General features: G+C 45.4%; 18 protein-coding genes. 13 read left to right on the forward strand and 5 right to left on the reverse strand.

From position 1 onward, the window contains the following. Positions 1-30: 30 nt before the first annotated feature. On the forward strand, positions 31-2,601 hold the full coding sequence (gene mprF / locus CVV77_RS17875) for a bifunctional lysylphosphatidylglycerol flippase/synthetase MprF (RefSeq protein WP_100276100.1): 2,571 nt from the start codon (positions 31-33) through the stop codon (positions 2,599-2,601). Positions 2,602-2,618: 17 nt separating this feature from the next. Here the strand turns inward: mprF and CVV77_RS17880 are convergent, their stop codons facing one another. Next, positions 2,619-3,596 carry an ABC transporter substrate-binding protein gene (locus CVV77_RS17880; RefSeq protein WP_019257827.1) on the reverse strand — a complete coding sequence of 326 codons (978 nt, stop codon included), beginning with the start codon at positions 3,594-3,596 and terminating at the stop codon, positions 2,619-2,621. Between the two features lie 132 nt (positions 3,597-3,728). Between CVV77_RS17880 and CVV77_RS17885 the strand changes: the two genes are divergently transcribed. The 4 genes from CVV77_RS17885 to CVV77_RS17900 all read left to right on the forward strand — a co-directional run bounded on the left by CVV77_RS17885 (position 3,729) and on the right by CVV77_RS17900 (position 7,423). Beyond that, positions 3,729-4,730, forward strand: a complete 1,002-nt coding sequence (locus tag CVV77_RS17885) for a FecCD family ABC transporter permease (protein ID WP_019257828.1) — start codon at positions 3,729-3,731, stop codon at positions 4,728-4,730. Beyond that, complete coding sequence (locus tag CVV77_RS17890; protein ID WP_100276101.1) at positions 4,727-5,758, forward strand: FecCD family ABC transporter permease; 1,032 nt, start codon at positions 4,727-4,729, stop codon at positions 5,756-5,758. Before CVV77_RS17885 ends, CVV77_RS17890 begins: the two co-directional genes overlap by 4 nt. Positions 5,759-5,870: 112 nt before the next feature. Next, positions 5,871-6,752, forward strand: coding sequence for a PhzF family phenazine biosynthesis isomerase (locus CVV77_RS17895; protein WP_100276102.1), 882 nt, complete (start codon positions 5,871-5,873; stop codon positions 6,750-6,752). An 86-nt stretch (positions 6,753-6,838) separates the two neighbouring features. Then, positions 6,839-7,423, forward strand: coding sequence for a nitroreductase family protein (locus tag CVV77_RS17900; RefSeq protein ID WP_100276103.1), 585 nt, complete (start codon positions 6,839-6,841; stop codon positions 7,421-7,423). Between the two features lie 38 nt (positions 7,424-7,461). Here CVV77_RS17900 and CVV77_RS17905 read toward each other — a convergent pair whose 3' ends face one another. The 3 genes from CVV77_RS17905 to CVV77_RS17915 all read right to left on the reverse strand — a co-directional run bounded on the left by CVV77_RS17905 (position 7,462) and on the right by CVV77_RS17915 (position 8,796). After that, positions 7,462-7,653 carry a YfhD family protein gene (locus tag CVV77_RS17905; protein WP_019257831.1) on the reverse strand — a complete coding sequence of 64 codons (192 nt, stop codon included), beginning with the start codon at positions 7,651-7,653 and terminating at the stop codon, positions 7,462-7,464. 66 nt (positions 7,654-7,719) lie between these two features. Then, on the reverse strand, positions 7,720-7,830 hold the full coding sequence (locus tag CVV77_RS17910; RefSeq protein ID WP_003223230.1) for a YfhE family protein: 111 nt from the start codon (positions 7,828-7,830) through the stop codon (positions 7,720-7,722). 54 nt (positions 7,831-7,884) lie between these two features. After that, a complete protein-coding gene (locus CVV77_RS17915; RefSeq protein WP_100276104.1) occupies positions 7,885-8,796 on the reverse strand; it encodes a TIGR01777 family oxidoreductase in 912 nt (303 codons plus the stop codon). An 88-nt stretch (positions 8,797-8,884) separates the two neighbouring features. Here CVV77_RS17915 and recX point away from each other — a divergent pair, with 88 nt between their 5' ends. The 3 genes from recX (at position 8,885) to CVV77_RS17930 (ending at position 11,336) form a co-directional block, all read left to right on the forward strand. Then, complete coding sequence (gene recX / locus CVV77_RS17920) at positions 8,885-9,676, forward strand: recombination regulator RecX (protein ID WP_019257833.1); 792 nt, start codon at positions 8,885-8,887, stop codon at positions 9,674-9,676. 8 nt (positions 9,677-9,684) lie between these two features. Then, positions 9,685-10,005: a YfhH family protein gene (locus CVV77_RS17925; RefSeq protein ID WP_084994304.1), complete on the forward strand. Its 321-nt coding sequence runs from the start codon at positions 9,685-9,687 to the stop codon at positions 10,003-10,005. A 137-nt stretch (positions 10,006-10,142) separates the two neighbouring features. Beyond that, entirely contained in the window at positions 10,143-11,336 is a 1,194-nt protein-coding gene (locus CVV77_RS17930; RefSeq protein ID WP_088111285.1) for an MFS transporter, read from the forward strand. A gap of 33 nt (positions 11,337-11,369) precedes the next feature. Here the strand turns inward: CVV77_RS17930 and CVV77_RS17935 are convergent, their stop codons facing one another. Then, positions 11,370-11,522, reverse strand: a complete 153-nt coding sequence (locus CVV77_RS17935; protein ID WP_010330867.1) for a small, acid-soluble spore protein K — start codon at positions 11,520-11,522, stop codon at positions 11,370-11,372. A 124-nt stretch (positions 11,523-11,646) separates the two neighbouring features. Here CVV77_RS17935 and CVV77_RS17940 point away from each other — a divergent pair, with 124 nt between their 5' ends. From CVV77_RS17940 to CVV77_RS17960, 5 genes are all read left to right on the forward strand, one after another. Next, positions 11,647-11,916 (forward strand): YfhJ family protein, encoded by a 270-nt coding sequence (locus tag CVV77_RS17940; protein WP_003239709.1) that lies wholly within the window; start codon positions 11,647-11,649, stop codon positions 11,914-11,916. Between the two features lie 144 nt (positions 11,917-12,060). Further along, on the forward strand, positions 12,061-12,576 hold the full coding sequence (locus tag CVV77_RS17945) for an SH3 domain-containing protein (RefSeq protein ID WP_100276105.1): 516 nt from the start codon (positions 12,061-12,063) through the stop codon (positions 12,574-12,576). 87 nt (positions 12,577-12,663) lie between these two features. After that, the gene (locus CVV77_RS17950; RefSeq protein ID WP_088111284.1) at positions 12,664-12,996 is read left to right on the forward strand and encodes an SdpI family protein; all 333 of its coding nucleotides are present in this window, start codon (positions 12,664-12,666) and stop codon (positions 12,994-12,996) included. After that, a complete protein-coding gene (locus CVV77_RS17955; RefSeq protein WP_088111283.1) occupies positions 12,983-13,843 on the forward strand; it encodes an alpha/beta fold hydrolase in 861 nt (286 codons plus the stop codon). The genes CVV77_RS17950 and CVV77_RS17955 overlap by 14 nt, the downstream gene beginning before the upstream one ends. 231 nt (positions 13,844-14,074) lie before the next feature. Then, a complete protein-coding gene (locus CVV77_RS17960) occupies positions 14,075-15,064 on the forward strand; it encodes a glycosyltransferase family 2 protein (protein WP_003239699.1) in 990 nt (329 codons plus the stop codon). Positions 15,065-15,073: the final 9 nt, after the last annotated feature.

Raw genomic sequence — 15,073 nt, forward strand, 5'->3', positions numbered from 1 at the left:
GATCGAACTAGAATATGATTGGAGAGACCATTGCTGATTAAAAAGAATGCTTTATCAATTTTAAAAATTGTTTTTCCTATTGCTGTTTTACTATTTGTTATTTATCAATCGAAAAAAGAACTGACAAATCTGTCATTCAAACGCACGCTCATGGTCATCAATGGGCTGGAACGAACGGACTTATTCATCCTTGTATTGATAGGCCTGCTGGCTGTTGCTGCCATGTCGCTGTATGATTACGTCCTGAAATACTCACTTCGTCTATCGATTACAAACGGAAAGGTATTCAGGGTTTCCTGGATCGCCAATTCATTTAATAACGTGCTCGGATTCGGCGGTTTAGCAGGAGTCGGGTTAAGAATGATGTTTTATAAAGAGCATACGAAAGACCATAAGGCGCTAGTAAAAGGAATCGCCTGGCTCACATCATCTATGCTGCTCGGATTATCTGTTTTCAGCATTTTCGTCGCCGCACGAGTGCTGCCAGTGGATGAAGTGCTTCATGAAAAGCCTTGGCTGTGGGCAGTCGTTATCGGTTTCGCACTGATTTTGCCGCTATCCTTGGCAGTGTCTAAAATCAAAGGCCGCAAAGGCGGAGACGAAGAGAATGCGGAACAAGTGAAAAATCCGATTTTCGCTTATATTGGCGCTTCCGTTGCCGAATGGGTTATGGCTGGAATCGTCATCTATCTGTCTTTGTTCGCTATGGGCATTCATGCTGATATCAGGTATGTGTTCGGGGTATTCGTCATTGCGGCGATCGGAGGGATGATCAGTCTCGTGCCGGGCGGCTTTGGTTCGTTTGACCTTTTGTTTTTGCTCGGGATGGAGCAGCTTGGCTATCATCAGGAGGCCATTGTTACATCTATTGTTTTGTACAGGATCGTCTATTCATTTATCCCATTCGGCCTGGGACTGTTCTTTGCTGCCGGCGACCTGACTGAAAATACAATGAAACGGCTCGAAACGAACCCGCGCATCGCACCGGCAATTGAGACGACAAACGTTCTGCTTGTTGTCCAGCGGGCGATATTAGTGAGAATTTTACAAGGCTCACTTTCCCTTATTATATTCGTTGCAGGTTTGATTGTCCTGGCTTCAGTATCCTTGCCGATTGACAGGCTTACCGTTATTCCGCACATTCCGCGCCCGGCCCTTTTGCTGTTCAATGGCCTGTCCTTAAGCTCAGCGCTCATTCTGCTGATTTTGCCGATCGAGCTTTATAAACGGACAAAACGCTCCTATACAATGGCGATTACAGCGCTTGTCGGCGGCTTTGTGTTCAGCTTCTTAAAAGGACTCAACATCAGTGCGATATTCCTACTGCCGATGATTATTGTATTGCTTGTGCTTTTGAAAAAACAATTTGTCCGAGAACAGGCATCCTATACGCTCGGACAAATGATTTTCGCTGCAGCGCTTTTCACTGTGGCGCTCTTTAACTACAACATCATCGCAGGTTTCATTTGGGACCGGATGAAGAAGGTGCTGCGCCACGAGTATTTCGTCCACAGCGATTCTCATATCACGCATGCGACGATCATGGCAATTATCATCGTGCCGCTGTTCTTCTTCATATTTACAATGGTGTATCATAAGAAGACAAAACCCATCGGGGAAAAAGCTGATCCCGAACGCCTTGCTTCGTTTTTAAATGAAAACGGAGGCAACGCGCTGAGCCATCTCGGCTATCTTGGAGATAAGCGGTTTTATTTTTCAAGTGACGGGAATGCACTGCTGATGTTTGGAAAAATCGCCAGAAGGCTGGTCGTACTCGGCGATCCGTCAGGACAAAGAGAATCGTTCCCGCTCGTGCTGGAAGAATTTCTGAACGAAGCACACCAGAAGGGATTCAGTGTTTTGTTCTATCAAATTGAACGAGAGGACATGGCGCTGTATCACGATTTTGGCTATAACTTCTTTAAGCTGGGCGAGGAAGCCTATGTGGACTTAAACACATTTACCCTCACAGGGAAGAAAAAAGCCGGCCTTCGGGCAATCAATAACCGGTTTGAGCGGGAGGAATATACCTTCCATGTGGATCATCCCCCATTTTCTGATGCGTTCTTGGAGGAACTGAAACAAATTTCAGATGAATGGCTCGGCTCAAAAAAGGAGAAGGGATTCTCGCTCGGATTTTTTGATCCTTCCTATTTACAGAAAGCGCCGATCGCCTACATGAAAAATGCAGAAGGGGAGATCGTTGCATTCGCAAATGTCATGCCGATGTATCAGGAAGGAGAGATATCAGTTGATCTGATGCGCTACCGCGATGACGCCCCGAACGGCATTATGGATGCATTGTTCATCCGGATGTTTTTATGGGCGAAGGAGGAAGGCTGCACGTCGTTTAACATGGGAATGGCGCCCTTGGCCAATGTCGGCACCGCCTTTACATCCTTCTGGTCAGAAAGATTTGCCGCTATCATTTTTAATAATGTCAGATACATGTACAGCTTCAGCGGCCTCAGGGCCTTTAAAGAAAAATACAAACCGGAGTGGCGCGGCAAATACTTGGCGTACCGGAAAAACAGATCTCTTTCTGTCACCATGTTCCTCGTCACGCGGCTGATCGGAAAAAGCAAAAAAGACTCCGTCTAACCAGACGGAGTCTTTTTTTATTTCGCCTTTAAGAAATAGGTTTCAATATCATCAAGCAGGTAGTTTGCGGCTTTAATTCCGCCTGCGGTTGTCCACACGACGTCATCGACTTCATGGGCGTTACCTGACTTCACGGCCTTCAGGTTTTTCCATAGTGAACTGCTTGTCCACTGATTGGCCCATTTTTCATTTTCTTTTGCATTATCGGCTTTATAAGTGAAATAAAACAGCACATCAGCATCCATATCAGGAATAGATTCTTTACTGTCTGTTGAGAATGTAAATTGGTCCTTTTGTTTTTTAAACAGCTCCACTTGTTTTTCAGGGCGTTTGAAGCCAAGCTGGTCTAAAATAATCCCAGGGAATGAATCGGTATAATAGATTCTTGACTCGCCGGATAAAAAGCGTACGACAGAAACGGTTTTGTTTGTCTGGTCGCCAAGCTTGTCTTTCAAATCAGAAACGCGCTCATCAAAATCGGCAATAACTTCCTTGCCTTTGTCCGCCTTATTCACCGCGTTGGCGTATAGAGTCAGGTTATCCTTCCAGTTCCCAGCCAAAGATTCAGCGAAAACTGTCGGCGCAATCGCATTTAACTGATCATAAATTTTTTCCTGGCGCACTTTGTTTCCAATAATCAAATCAGGCTTTAATTCTGCGATGGCTTCCACATTCGGTTCCGTTTCAAGACCGACGTTTTTAACACCTTTCATGTCATCTTTCAGATAGTCATACCACGGGTCGCCCTTCCATGACTTTACGGCTCCGACCGGCTTAATGCCAAGCGCTAAGAGCGCCTCTGTTCCTTCATTAGTTAAAACAACAATCCGTTTTGGATTGGCGGGAATGTTGTCGGATGTCCCCATTGCATGTTTGACCGTTCTTGTTTTGCTGCTTGACCCCTCGCTGTTACTTGAACTTTCTGAACTATTACAGGCAGAAAGTACCATAACGGCCATTAAAAATACGAATAGCATGCTGATATGCTTTTTCATCTTTTTCCTCCCAATATTGAAATTCATTATCATTTAGATCATAATAAGCAGTGTTAAGAGTGTCAATCCCTAATTGAGGATTATTCTCAAAAACAAACATTACATAGTAAATAAACCTAGGAGAATTAGATCATGATCTGCAAAAAGGCATCTTCAAAATGGATTGTGTTAGTATGTCTGATTTTCATTTTACTGGCGGCTGTCTGCGCAAGCGTCGTTTACGGCTATACAGGTACGTCATGGAGACAGGTCTATCAGGCGTTTACTTCCTTCAACGGAACAAATGAGCATGTCATCATCAAAGATGTCAGGCTTCCGCGCGCTTTGGTTGCGACAGTCGTCGGCGCCTCGCTTGCAGCCGCGGGCGCTCTCATGCAGGCGCTCACAAAAAATCCGCTTGCGTCACCGGGGATTTTCGGAATTAACGCCGGTGCAGGCTTTTTTATTGTTGCCGGATCGTTTTTTCTGCATATTCAGTCACCTCAGGCGCTAGTATGGAGCTCGTTTCTTGGGGCAACATTTACCGCTGCGATCGTCTACGCTGCAGGATCGCTTGGAAGAGAAGGACTGACGCCAATCAAACTGACGCTGGCGGGAGCTGCCATGGCGGCCATGTTTTCTTCTTTGACACAAGGCTTGCTTTCTGTCAATGAACTCGAGCTTGCTCAGGTGCTATTTTGGCTGACCGGCTCTGTGCAGGGCAGGAGTCTGGAACTGCTGATCACGATGCTCCCGTATGCAGCTGCAGCGCTTGTGATCTGCTTTTTTCTTGGCCAAAAAATTAATCTCCTCGTCATGGGAGAAGATGTGGCAAAAGGACTCGGCCAAAAAACGGGCCTGCTGAAATTTGTGATGGCGCTTTGTGTTGTCTTGCTCGCCGGATCTGCTGTCGCCATTGCCGGGCCGATTTCATTTATCGGCATCATTATTCCGCATTTCGCCCGATTTATCGTCGGCAATGATTATCGCTGGGTTCTGCCGTTTTCCGCTGTTTTGGGTGCGATTTTGCTCGTTGCCGCGGATATCGGGGCGCGATATATCATTATGCCTCAGGAAGTTCCTGTCGGGGTCATGACAGCCATCATCGGTATGCCTGTGTTTGTCTACATTGCAAGAAGGGGGGCAAAGCTATGAAACTTCATTTTGGCGTTACCGCGGCTGAAAAGAAAGCATGGATCGTCTTTTTTATTTTACTGGGATTAACAGCAGCTGTACTGATCATTAGTGCCGGTCTCGGACAAAGGTTTATTCCTCCCTGGGATGTAGCAAAAACATTTTTTGGTGCAGGTTCCAAGCTGGATGAGCTGATGATCATGTCGTTCCGCATGCCAAGAATTTTGACCGCTTTATGCGCCGGCGTCTGCCTGGCAGCGGCAGGCGCGATATTGCAGGGGCTCGTCAGAAACCCTCTCGCATCACCGGATATTATCGGAATAACGGGAGGAGCGGCGGTAGCTGTCGTGCTTTTAATGATGTTCTTCTCAGACCGCAGCAGTTCACTTACGATCAGTCTGTCATGGCTTCCGGCGGCCGCATTTATCGGGGCCTCAGCTGTTGGACTCATCGTCTATTTACTGGCATACAAAAATGGTGCCTCCACATTTCGGCTGGTGCTTATCGGAATCGGATTTTCAATGTCGGCGCAGGCGATGACTACCCTGCTGATGATCAAAGGCCCGATTTACCGAGCATCACAAGCCAATGTGTATATCACTGGGTCTGTTTATGGGTCAAACTGGCAGCATGTGAAAATAGCTGTTATCTTATCTGTCATTCTCTTATTTATTTGTTTTATCGCGCTAAAAAATATGAATATACAGGTGCTGGGCGAAGATATTGCGGCGGGTGCGGGAAGCGCCGTGCAGCGAAATCGTTTTTTCTTGCTTCTTTTGAGTACGGCTCTTACGGGCTGTGCGGTTTCGGTTGCCGGCACAATCGGTTTTGTCGGACTGATGGCGCCCCACATTGCAAGGCGGCTCGTCGGCTCATCTTATGGCTCGCTGCTCCCGGCGTCGGCACTCATTGGAGCTTTGCTCGTCTTAACAGCTGACATCGTCGGCAGAACCTTATTTGCTCCGGTGGAAGTGCCAGCAGGCGTCTTTACAGCAGCTATCGGCGCCCCTTATTTTATTTATTTGCTCTATAAAACGAGAAACTCTTAATTTTTACTCCCATTTTCAAAAAAGAAAATGGGTTTTTTTGATAATGACTGAAAATTCACAATCATTTTTGCTATACTGACAGAGACATTGATAAAGAAAGGGCGGCAGACAAGTGAAAGAAGCAGAGGTATTAAAATATGAAGCATTTACAAGCAGTCCCGGTAAAGGAAACCCCGCGGGAGTCGTATTGCAGGGGGACGATTACACTGAAGAAGAGATGCAGATCATAGCTGAGCGCGCCGGATATTCAGAAACCTCCTTTATCCGGAAAAGCGAGTCGGCTGATCTTGAACTCCGTTACTTTACCCCCGGACACGAAATGAATTTGTGCGGTCATGCAACAGTCGCTTCTCTTTACGCATTATGTGAAAAAGGAATGCTGGAGAGCGGTAAAACGTACAGCATCCAAACGAAAGCCGGTATCCTGCCTGTGAAAATTTCTGAAAAAGGCGGCCGCATACATATTACGCTTGAACAGGCTTCTCCGCAATTCAAACCATTTACAGGCGATCGGGAAAAACTTGCAGGCGCATTGGGAATCACCGAAGAAGATTTTCATGAAGACCTTCCGATTGTTTTTGGCAGCACTGGCATATGGACAGCCATCGTTCCGCTTAGATCATTAGAGGCCTCCAAAAAGATGGTGCCTGATAACAAACAATTTCCGGACGTGTTAGTCGATCTGCCAAAGGCTTCAGTTCACCCGTTTACCTTTGAAACCGTTCATACCGGCAGCGACCTGCACGGACGCCACTTTTCATCTCCGTATTCGGGAACGATAGAAGACCCCGTGACCGGCACAGCATCCGGCGTGATGGGGGCTTATATGAAACAGTACGGCAATGCCGAGCAGCGTGAATTTATCATTGAACAAGGGCAGGAAATCGGGAAAGACGGAAAAGTGGAAATCGAAATGAACGAAGACGGCGGCCATGTAAAAGTGAACATGACAGGAACGGCCGTGTACTCAGAAACCCGTATTCTTAAAATCTAATACGGATGATGGTTTACAAAAAGATGCACTTTCCGTTATTATTACTAATGATAATCATTTTCAATTGCTTAGGAAGGTGAGACGGTATGCCTCAATCCGAACAGATAGATCAACATTCAGCACTGCGGGACATTATACGCAGCAGAAGATCGATTCGAAAATTTAAACAAGAGCCAGTGCCTTCAGCAGTCATTCTTGACATGCTTGAAACAGCAAAATATGCGCCAAATCACAGAGTGACAGAGCCATGGAGATTTATTTACGTTTCCAGTGAAACAGGAAAAGCAAACCTGATCAACACATTTGCGGCGTTCTCTAAGAAATCCAAGCCGGATCTGACAGAGGAAAAGCTTCAAAATTTTAAAAACACACTCGGACGTGTCCCAGGATTTTTGCTCGTCGTGTTTCAAGAAGATGAAAACGAAAGAGCGAGAGATGATGATTTTGCGGCAACCAGCTCATTGATCCAAAATCTTCAGCTTCTTGCCTGGGAAAAAGGAATCGGCATGGTTTGGAAAAGCGGAAAAATCCTTTACGACAAAGAAGTGCATCAGGCCTTTAGTTTACAGGATAATGAACGATTCGCCGCCATCATACAAACGGGCTATCCTGACGAAGCGCCGGAAGTAAAAGAACGCACGCCGATTCGTGAACGCTTCACCGACATGTAAAAAAACCCCTGTCTCAAACGGAGACAAGGGGTTTTTCATTAACGTTTTTTCTTTTTCGCTCTGTTGTCGGCTGCTTTCGCACGCTCTTGCGCTTCGCGGTCATCCGCGTCAGCAAGCTCGCTTGAATATTCTTCGTAAACGCCGTCTGTTTCCCTTTTTAATGCATCAGGAACTTGAGGAAGTTTTTGTTTGTTTTTATCACGGTTTTTGTGGATATGATTTCTGCCCATATCAAATTCCCCCTAAAAAGTGATATCAAACAAACATAGTATCTGGCTTTAAGGGGCTATGTATTCCTACTTCCGCTTAGCAGCTTTTTCCGCTTTTTTAAATTCGCCTGAATAAAGCACTTCCTGCATTTTCTTCAGGTTGGCTCCTTGCTGATGCTTCTCCCTCTTCTTTTCCATAAAAAGGACCTCCTTCAACCATGTTATTCTTAAGGTTGACGCTTCCTTCCGTTTTTATACAGCCTTTCGTTCCGTTATCAGCTGTGAGAGTGCGAATTCAAGATCCGAATATGTAAAACGAAATCCAGAGGTCATCGCTTTTTTAGGCAGAGCGCGCTGCCCTTTCACAATCAGAAGACTCATTTCACCCAATGCTTTTGATAAAAAGAATTCCGGAACAGGGAGCCAGTGCGGGCGATGCTTCACCCTTGCAATCGTTTTTCCGAATTGCTCCATTTCCACAGGATTAGGCGCGGTGACATTCATTGGACCTGAGATGCCGGCGTTTTCCATCGCATAACAGATCAACTGGGCTGCGTCCTCGACATGAATCCATGACAGCCACTGTCTGCCTGTTCCGATCGTGCCGCCGGCCAGAAGCTTATAGGGAAGAACCATAAGCGGAAGAGCGCCTTTTTCTCCAAGCATCACGCCAAATCTCGCATAAACCGTCCGGATGCCCATCGCCTCAATTTTCTGTCCTTCCTTTTCCCACATATGTGCAGTATGGCTGAGAAAATCCTCATCTGACGTCGTGGAATCCTCTGTAAAGGTTTTTTCAAGACTTGTGCCGTAAATGCCCACCGCACTGGCCTGGATCAGCGCTTTCGGTTTTTCCTTCTGTTTTTGAATAAGCCGCTGCACTTCACGCGTCGCATTGATACGGCTGGAGAGAATTTGCTGCTTCGTTTTTTCTGTCCAGCGGCCAAAAATCGATTTTCCCGCAAGATTTACCCAGACATCTATATGAGGAAGTTCCTGCTCAGGCGCGGCTCCTTCTGTCAGCCATTGGACATATGTGATATTTTTTTGTTCAGTTTCCCTTGCGTTTCTTGATAAAATATAAACATGGTGTCCCTGGCGGGTAAGAATGCCTGTCAGATGCTGGCCGAGAAAACCGGTTCCGCCCGTCATTGCTATATTCATGATTATCTCTCCTCGTCGTTCTAATAAATATACTTTACCTCATTTTAATGAAAGAAAACGCGTTTCAGGCCTGAGAAGGGAGATTAAGATGCCATTTATTACAAAAATATCAACGCAAAAAAAGAATACGGAACGGTTCAATATTTTTCTGGATGAAAAATACGCCTTCAGCGTGGACGCGGACGTGCTCGTGAAATTTGAGCTCAAAAAGGGAAAAGAGCTTGATGACCTTGACATCATTGAGATTCAATACGGCGATGAAGTGAAGAAAGGCTTCAACCGTGCGCTTGATTTTTTATCCTACCGAATGAGGTCAACGAAAGAGGTTGAGGACCACTTAAAGAAAAAAGAAATCTCGGCGCCCGTCATTGCGGAAGTCATCCATAAGCTCAACGACTATAAGTACTTAAATGACCAGGAATTTGCCGCAGCCTATGTCAGCACCCACAAAAAAACGAACGGAAAAGGCCCTGACGTTTTGTTCAGAGAGCTGAGAGCGAAGGGGATCGACGACGATACAATTAAGGAGGCGCTAAGTTCCTTTTCCTTTGAGGACCAGACAAGAGAAGCGGTCAAGCATGTTGAAAAGCTTCTCAAAAAAGATAAAAAACTTTCGACAAAAGAACTCAAACAGCGCGCCCAGATGCAGCTTCAGCGCAAGGGTTTCTCATTTGATGTCATCAGCGCGGCGCTGGAGCAGATTGAATATGAAAATGATGAAGACACAGAGAAAGAAGCGCTGCGCCTTCACGCGGAAAAAGCGTTTAGAAAATATCGCTATGACGGCTCATATGAAAGCGCCATGAAGGTCAAACAATTTTTATTCCGTAAAGGATTCTCACTCGATTTAATCGAGCAATTTCTGCAGGAAGAGGAGTAGCTGAAAAAATGGAGAAACGATACAGTCAAATGACACCGCACGAACTCAATACCGAAATTGCATCACTTTCTGAAAAAGCAAGAAAAGCCGAACAGCATGGAATCATAAACGAACTGGCAGTGCTCGAACGGAAAATTACGATGGCAAAAGCATATTTGCTGAACCCGGAAGATTTCTCACCGGGAGAAACGTATCGTGTGGAAGACTCTGAAGACGAGTTTACCATCAGCTATTTAAATGGCGTTTTCGCTTGGGGGCAAAGAACCTCGTCTCCTCATCAAGAGGAAGCGCTGCCAATCTCAGTATTGCAAGAAAAGAAGCAAGCGTAACAGGGAGGCTGAATATCAGCCTCTTTTTTATATGCAGCACATTTACACGAAATCTTAAAGAAAAAATCATTGAATTCACTCCAAAAATCTTTTAAGATGAAACTCGTTGTTTTTTAAAATCAAAGGAGGCGATGACGTTGAGTATCAAAAACCCCTCTGTAAAATTCATTATATTTGTTCTTATGATTTGTACATTTTCAATCGGATACACAGAATACGCGGTGATGGGTATTTTGACGTCGATTGCCAACGACTTTCATATACAGGTTTCATCTGCGGGGCTACTTGTCACGGCCTATGCGGCAAGCGTCTGTTTGACTGGCCCGGTCGTCACCATCATTTCCGTCAAGCTTCCAAGAAAGCCTGTGCTGCTTGGATTAATGGCGGTTTTTATCCTTTCCAATCTGATGAGCGCGCTGGCGCCGAATTTTACGGTATTGGCCGTCTCAAGAATCTTATCTGCGTCCATTCACGGCGCTTTCTTCGCGATTGCCATGGTATTCGCGAGTGAAATGGTTCCGCCGGAAAAGCGTGCCGCAGCTGCTGCATCAATGAACGGCGGGCTGACAGTGGCTCTGATGCTTGGTGTTCCATTCGGCTCTTATCTCGGAGATGTCCTGAATTGGAGAGCGGTATTTTCTATCATTACCGCACTTGGTGTCATCGGATTCTTAGGCCTCATGGCTGCCGTGCCGAACAGAAAACCAAAAGTGATCCCAATGCTTATGAATGAGTGGGGAGTATTTAAACACAAACAAGTGCTGTATTCCTTCGCGATTACGATTTTAGGCTATTCCGGCGTCTTTATCGCCTACACCTTTATCGAACCGATTTTGAGACATTCAGCCGGATTCAGCACGATCGGCATTACAGGCGCTCTCTTTGCGTATGGCTTGGGAGGCGTTGCAGGGAATTTCTTTGCGGGAAAAGTGCCGCTTCCTCTGCTGACTCGGACGATGATCGGCGTGATGATCGGTTTAATCGGTGTGCTGGCCGTATTTCCTTACATCGCCATTTACCCGGCCGCAGCTATTGTTGCAACGTTCTTATTCGGAGCATGCGCATTCGGCACGCCGCCTCTGCTGCAAACGAAGGTTATTTCCTCATCTGAGAGCGGCACAACCATTGCCGCCGCTGTCAGCGTATCAGCGTTTAACCTTGCTAATGCACTCGGTGCCTGGATCGGCGGAATGATTTTAAGCGGAACAGGTTCTTATTCCTGGCTGTTTGCAGGCGGAGCGCTTATGACCGCATGCGGACTCGTGCTTTCTACCTTCGCACATGTATCAGAAAAGAAGAGCATCTATGAGTATCAAGTCAATAAAGGGTAAAAAAACAGCTGCAGCGCATGCAGCTGTTCTTCTTTACCGTTTGCCGGAGGCTCTCATTTTTTCTTGAGGATGCTGATTGATTGATCCGTCAGCACGCTTTGAAGCATAGTCGTCCTTTGCTCTCGGTTCACCCTGAAATTTGTTTTCGTTTTCGTAAGGAAATCCTTTTTCTTTATTTCGGACCATGTCATTTCCCCCTAGGTTCGAGATCAAAAAGTTGCGTCTTTCCAGATGAAGACGTAAGGTTAGTATATGGAGAACAGCACGTTTTAAAGCGTCATTTTTTTCCTGAAGAAAGGAGACTGCACACATGAATACGTACATTGAGAAACTGACAAATCTGCTTCTGGAAAAGAACGATATGATCAGCTATATACAGGCAAAAACATGGGTGGAATTGCTATGGAGCGATTTCGAAGCAACCTATGCAAAAGCGGGACATGCCTATCAGGGTGAAAAGATGACCGAAAAAATCGTCACACAATGGATCGAAAACTATGGCGGTCAGCTCCACCTTTTCCAAAGCTCCCGTGACGACGTAAATGATTACTTAAACCAAAGCAGAGGCCTTTTGCATTAAAAAAACTGCCGTTAGCATCCGGCAGTTTTTTTCATTTCCTTAAAATTACCTTAACAGGCAGAAAAAATAAACAAAACGTGTTTCAACCATCGGTCAATCAGGGAATACCACTTATATCTTGTCAAATGCGAGGAGGAGCTTTATATGAAAAAGAAACAAGTATTGCTCGCTTTAACAGCTGCCGCAGGACTGGGTTTGACAGCAACTTATTCCGCTCCCGCAGCAAAAGCTGCGCCCCTTCATGACATATCTGTCAGCATGCCATCATCCGATTCTTACATCATAAAAGCAGGAAAGCTGAATGTCCGGACTGAGCCAAATCATAAAGGTGACATTCTTGGCACTATATCATCAGAACAAAAAGTTACAGTCAATGGTTTCGCAAATGCCGATTGGGCTCAAATTCAATTCAAAGGAAAAAAAGCATATATTTCAACACACTTCTTAATGAAAACCGCAAGCCAAGCGAAAACAGCGAAACAGACAGCCTTCTATGCACCGACACCCGAAAACGGAAAAGCCAAACAGCTTTCTTCCGGAACAGAGGTGACAATACTCGGGTGGGGGTTCAGTGAAAACGGCGGATTTGACTTTACCTGGGCATTCGTTGATTACGGCGGAGTCAAAGGCTATATTCACACAAAGGACTTACAAATATGATAAAAAGGCAGGCCGAGGCTTGTCTTTTTGCCTGGATATGAAACATTTCTTCTTTCTGCACGTAACAATGAGAAAGGGGATGATGATATGGCTGGTTTAATCAGCGGAGGGCTAATGGTCATTGCGGGTATACTGATCAAACTGTTTCCTCCCAAATCCATCAACAGTGTGTACGGATACAGAACGAGACGCTCAATGTCAGATCAAAGATTATGGAATGAAGCGAACCGTTACAGTGCATCATTGATGATCATGTCGGGCTTGGTGATTGCGGCGTTGGGCTTGCTGCTGAGATCAAACTTGATCATTCTTCAGCTGATCCTGCTGCTTGCCGCCTGTGTCATCACGTTTATGCTAACGGAGAAAAGGCTGAAAAACATCACGCACAGTCAAGGGGGAGATATGAGTGGACGGAGTTAATTGCCAGTTTGTCAAAACAAACGGAATCACGCTCCACGTTGCAGCCGCAGGGCCGGAGGACGGCCCGTTAATTGTCCTGCTCCACGGATTTCCTGAGTTTTGGTACGGCTGGAAAAATCAAATCAAACCGCTCGCCGATGCGGGGTATCGTGTCATTGCTCCTGATCAGCGAGGCTACAATCTCAGTGATAAACCGGACGGTATTGATGCCTATCGGATTGATACATTAAGAGATGATATCATCGGGCTTATTACGCAATTCACAGATGAAAAGGCAATAGTCATCGGGCATGACTGGGGAGGAGCTGTCGCATGGCATTTGGCATCCACACGCCCGGAATATCTTGAAAAGCTGATCGCCATCAACATCCCGCACCCGCACATCATGAAAACCGTAACGCCGGTTTATCCGCCGCAATGGCTGAAAAGCTTGTATATCGCATTTTTCCAGCTTCCCGACATACCGGAGGCATCACTAAAGGAAAATGATTATGAAACATTAGACAAAGCGATTGGATTATCGACCCGTCCTGAGCTTTTTTCGTCTGAGGATGTCAGCAGGTACAAAGAAGCGTGGAAACAGCCGGGCGCGCTGACAGCTATGCTGAACTGGTACAGAGCCCTCAGAAAAGGAAGCCTTTCAGAGAAAACCACTTGCGAAACAGCACCCTACCGGATGATCTGGGGAATGGAGGACCGCTTTTTAAGCAAAAAGCTTGCGAAAGAAACGGAAAGGCATTGCCCGAATGGACATCTCATTTTTGTTGATGAAGCTTCCCATTGGATTAACCACGAAAAACCTGCCATCGTCAATCAGCTTATTTTGGAATATCTTAAAAAACAATAAGTCAGATTTTCTCTCCATTCGTCTGTCATAATGGCAGACTTTTTCTGTGCGGTTTTTTCATACTCTGTTTTAAACATGACAAAATAACATTAAAAATCATGAATGTCACCATAAAAATGTAACAAAAAACAGGTTTAAACGACTTTAAAAAAAGGAATAGCCTTACTGAAGATTTGTGTGAAACTCCCCTAAGGCAATACTTAAAAAGAATAATAAAAAGAAGGTGCCTTAATGAAGCAAGGATTAATCTCGATTATAATCCCGTCTTACAATGAAGGATATAATGTCAAACTCATTCATGAATCTTTAAAAAAGGAATTCAAGAGCATTCATTATGATTATGAAATTTTCTTCATAAACGACGGAAGTGTTGATGACACGCTTCAGCAGATCAAAGACTTGGCAGCCGTATGCAGCCGGGTAAAATACATTTCTTTTTCTCGAAACTTCGGAAAAGAAGCCGCGATTCTGGCGGGCTTTGAGCATGTTCAAGGCGAGGCGGTTATTGTAATGGACGCCGATCTGCAGCATCCGACCTATTTGCTAAAGGATTTTATCAAAGGCTATGAAGAAGGCTATGATCAAGTCATTGCCCAAAGGAACAGAAAAGGGGACAGCCCTGTCCGCTCACTCTTGTCATCTCTGTATTACAAGTTCATCAATAAAGCGGTGGAGGTTGATTTGCGTGACGGTGTCGGAGACTTCAGGCTGTTAAGCCGCCAAGCCGTGAACGCCCTTTTGAAGCTGAGCGAAGGCAATCGCTTCTCAAAAGGTCTGTTTTGCTGGATTGGCTTCGATCAGAAAATTGTGTTTTATGAAAATGTCGAACGAAAAAACGGTACATCCAAATGGTCATTCAGCAGTTTGTTTAACTACGGAATGGACGGTGTCGTTTCATTTAATCATAAGCCGCTGAGAATATGCTTTTATACCGGCATTTTCATTTTACTGCTTTCCATCATTTATATCATTGCCACATTCGTTAAAATTCTGACTAACGGCATTTCTGTGCCCGGATATTTCACTATCATCTCAGCAGTGTTATTTCTCGGGGGAGTACAGCTGTTAAGCCTCGGAATCATAGGCGAATATATCGGCCGAATCTATTATGAAACAAAAAAACGCCCGCATTATTTGATTAAAGAAGCGAATATCCCGAACAAAGACCTGCCTGAAACGAACGAATTGAAAAGCGTGCGGCGTCTGACAAAAATGCACTGAAATCACCAA

The sequence above is a fragment of the Bacillus sp. SN1 genome (genome assembly GCF_002796895.1).
GTDB classification, from domain to species: domain Bacteria; phylum Bacillota; class Bacilli; order Bacillales; family Bacillaceae; genus Bacillus; species Bacillus inaquosorum.

What these genes read in the sequence shown, in the direction of transcription:
- CVV77_RS17880 (WP_019257827.1), bottom strand. Translation starts at nt 3,596, where the DNA reads ATGAAAAAGCATATCAGCATGCTATTCGTATTTTTAATGGCCGTTATG.
- CVV77_RS17885 (WP_019257828.1), top strand. Translation starts at nt 3,729, where the DNA reads ATGATCTGCAAAAAGGCATCTTCAAAATGGATTGTGTTAGTATGTCTG.
- CVV77_RS17890 (WP_100276101.1), top strand. Translation starts at nt 4,727, where the DNA reads ATGAAACTTCATTTTGGCGTTACCGCGGCTGAAAAGAAAGCATGGATC.
- CVV77_RS17900 (WP_100276103.1), top strand. Translation starts at nt 6,839, where the DNA reads ATGCCTCAATCCGAACAGATAGATCAACATTCAGCACTGCGGGACATT.
- CVV77_RS17905 (WP_019257831.1), bottom strand. Translation starts at nt 7,653, where the DNA reads ATGGGCAGAAATCATATCCACAAAAACCGTGATAAAAACAAACAAAAA.
- CVV77_RS17910 (WP_003223230.1), bottom strand. Translation starts at nt 7,830, where the DNA reads ATGGAAAAGAAGAGGGAGAAGCATCAGCAAGGAGCCAACCTGAAGAAA.
- CVV77_RS17915 (WP_100276104.1), bottom strand. Translation starts at nt 8,796, where the DNA reads ATGAATATAGCAATGACGGGCGGAACCGGTTTTCTCGGCCAGCATCTG.
- recX (WP_019257833.1), top strand. Translation starts at nt 8,885, where the DNA reads ATGCCATTTATTACAAAAATATCAACGCAAAAAAAGAATACGGAACGG.
- CVV77_RS17925 (WP_084994304.1), top strand. Translation starts at nt 9,685, where the DNA reads ATGGAGAAACGATACAGTCAAATGACACCGCACGAACTCAATACCGAA.
- CVV77_RS17935 (WP_010330867.1), bottom strand. Translation starts at nt 11,522, where the DNA reads ATGGTCCGAAATAAAGAAAAAGGATTTCCTTACGAAAACGAAAACAAA.
- CVV77_RS17940 (WP_003239709.1), top strand. Translation starts at nt 11,647, where the DNA reads ATGAATACGTACATTGAGAAACTGACAAATCTGCTTCTGGAAAAGAAC.
- CVV77_RS17945 (WP_100276105.1), top strand. Translation starts at nt 12,061, where the DNA reads ATGAAAAAGAAACAAGTATTGCTCGCTTTAACAGCTGCCGCAGGACTG.
- CVV77_RS17950 (WP_088111284.1), top strand. Translation starts at nt 12,664, where the DNA reads ATGGCTGGTTTAATCAGCGGAGGGCTAATGGTCATTGCGGGTATACTG.
- CVV77_RS17960 (WP_003239699.1), top strand. Translation starts at nt 14,075, where the DNA reads ATGAAGCAAGGATTAATCTCGATTATAATCCCGTCTTACAATGAAGGA.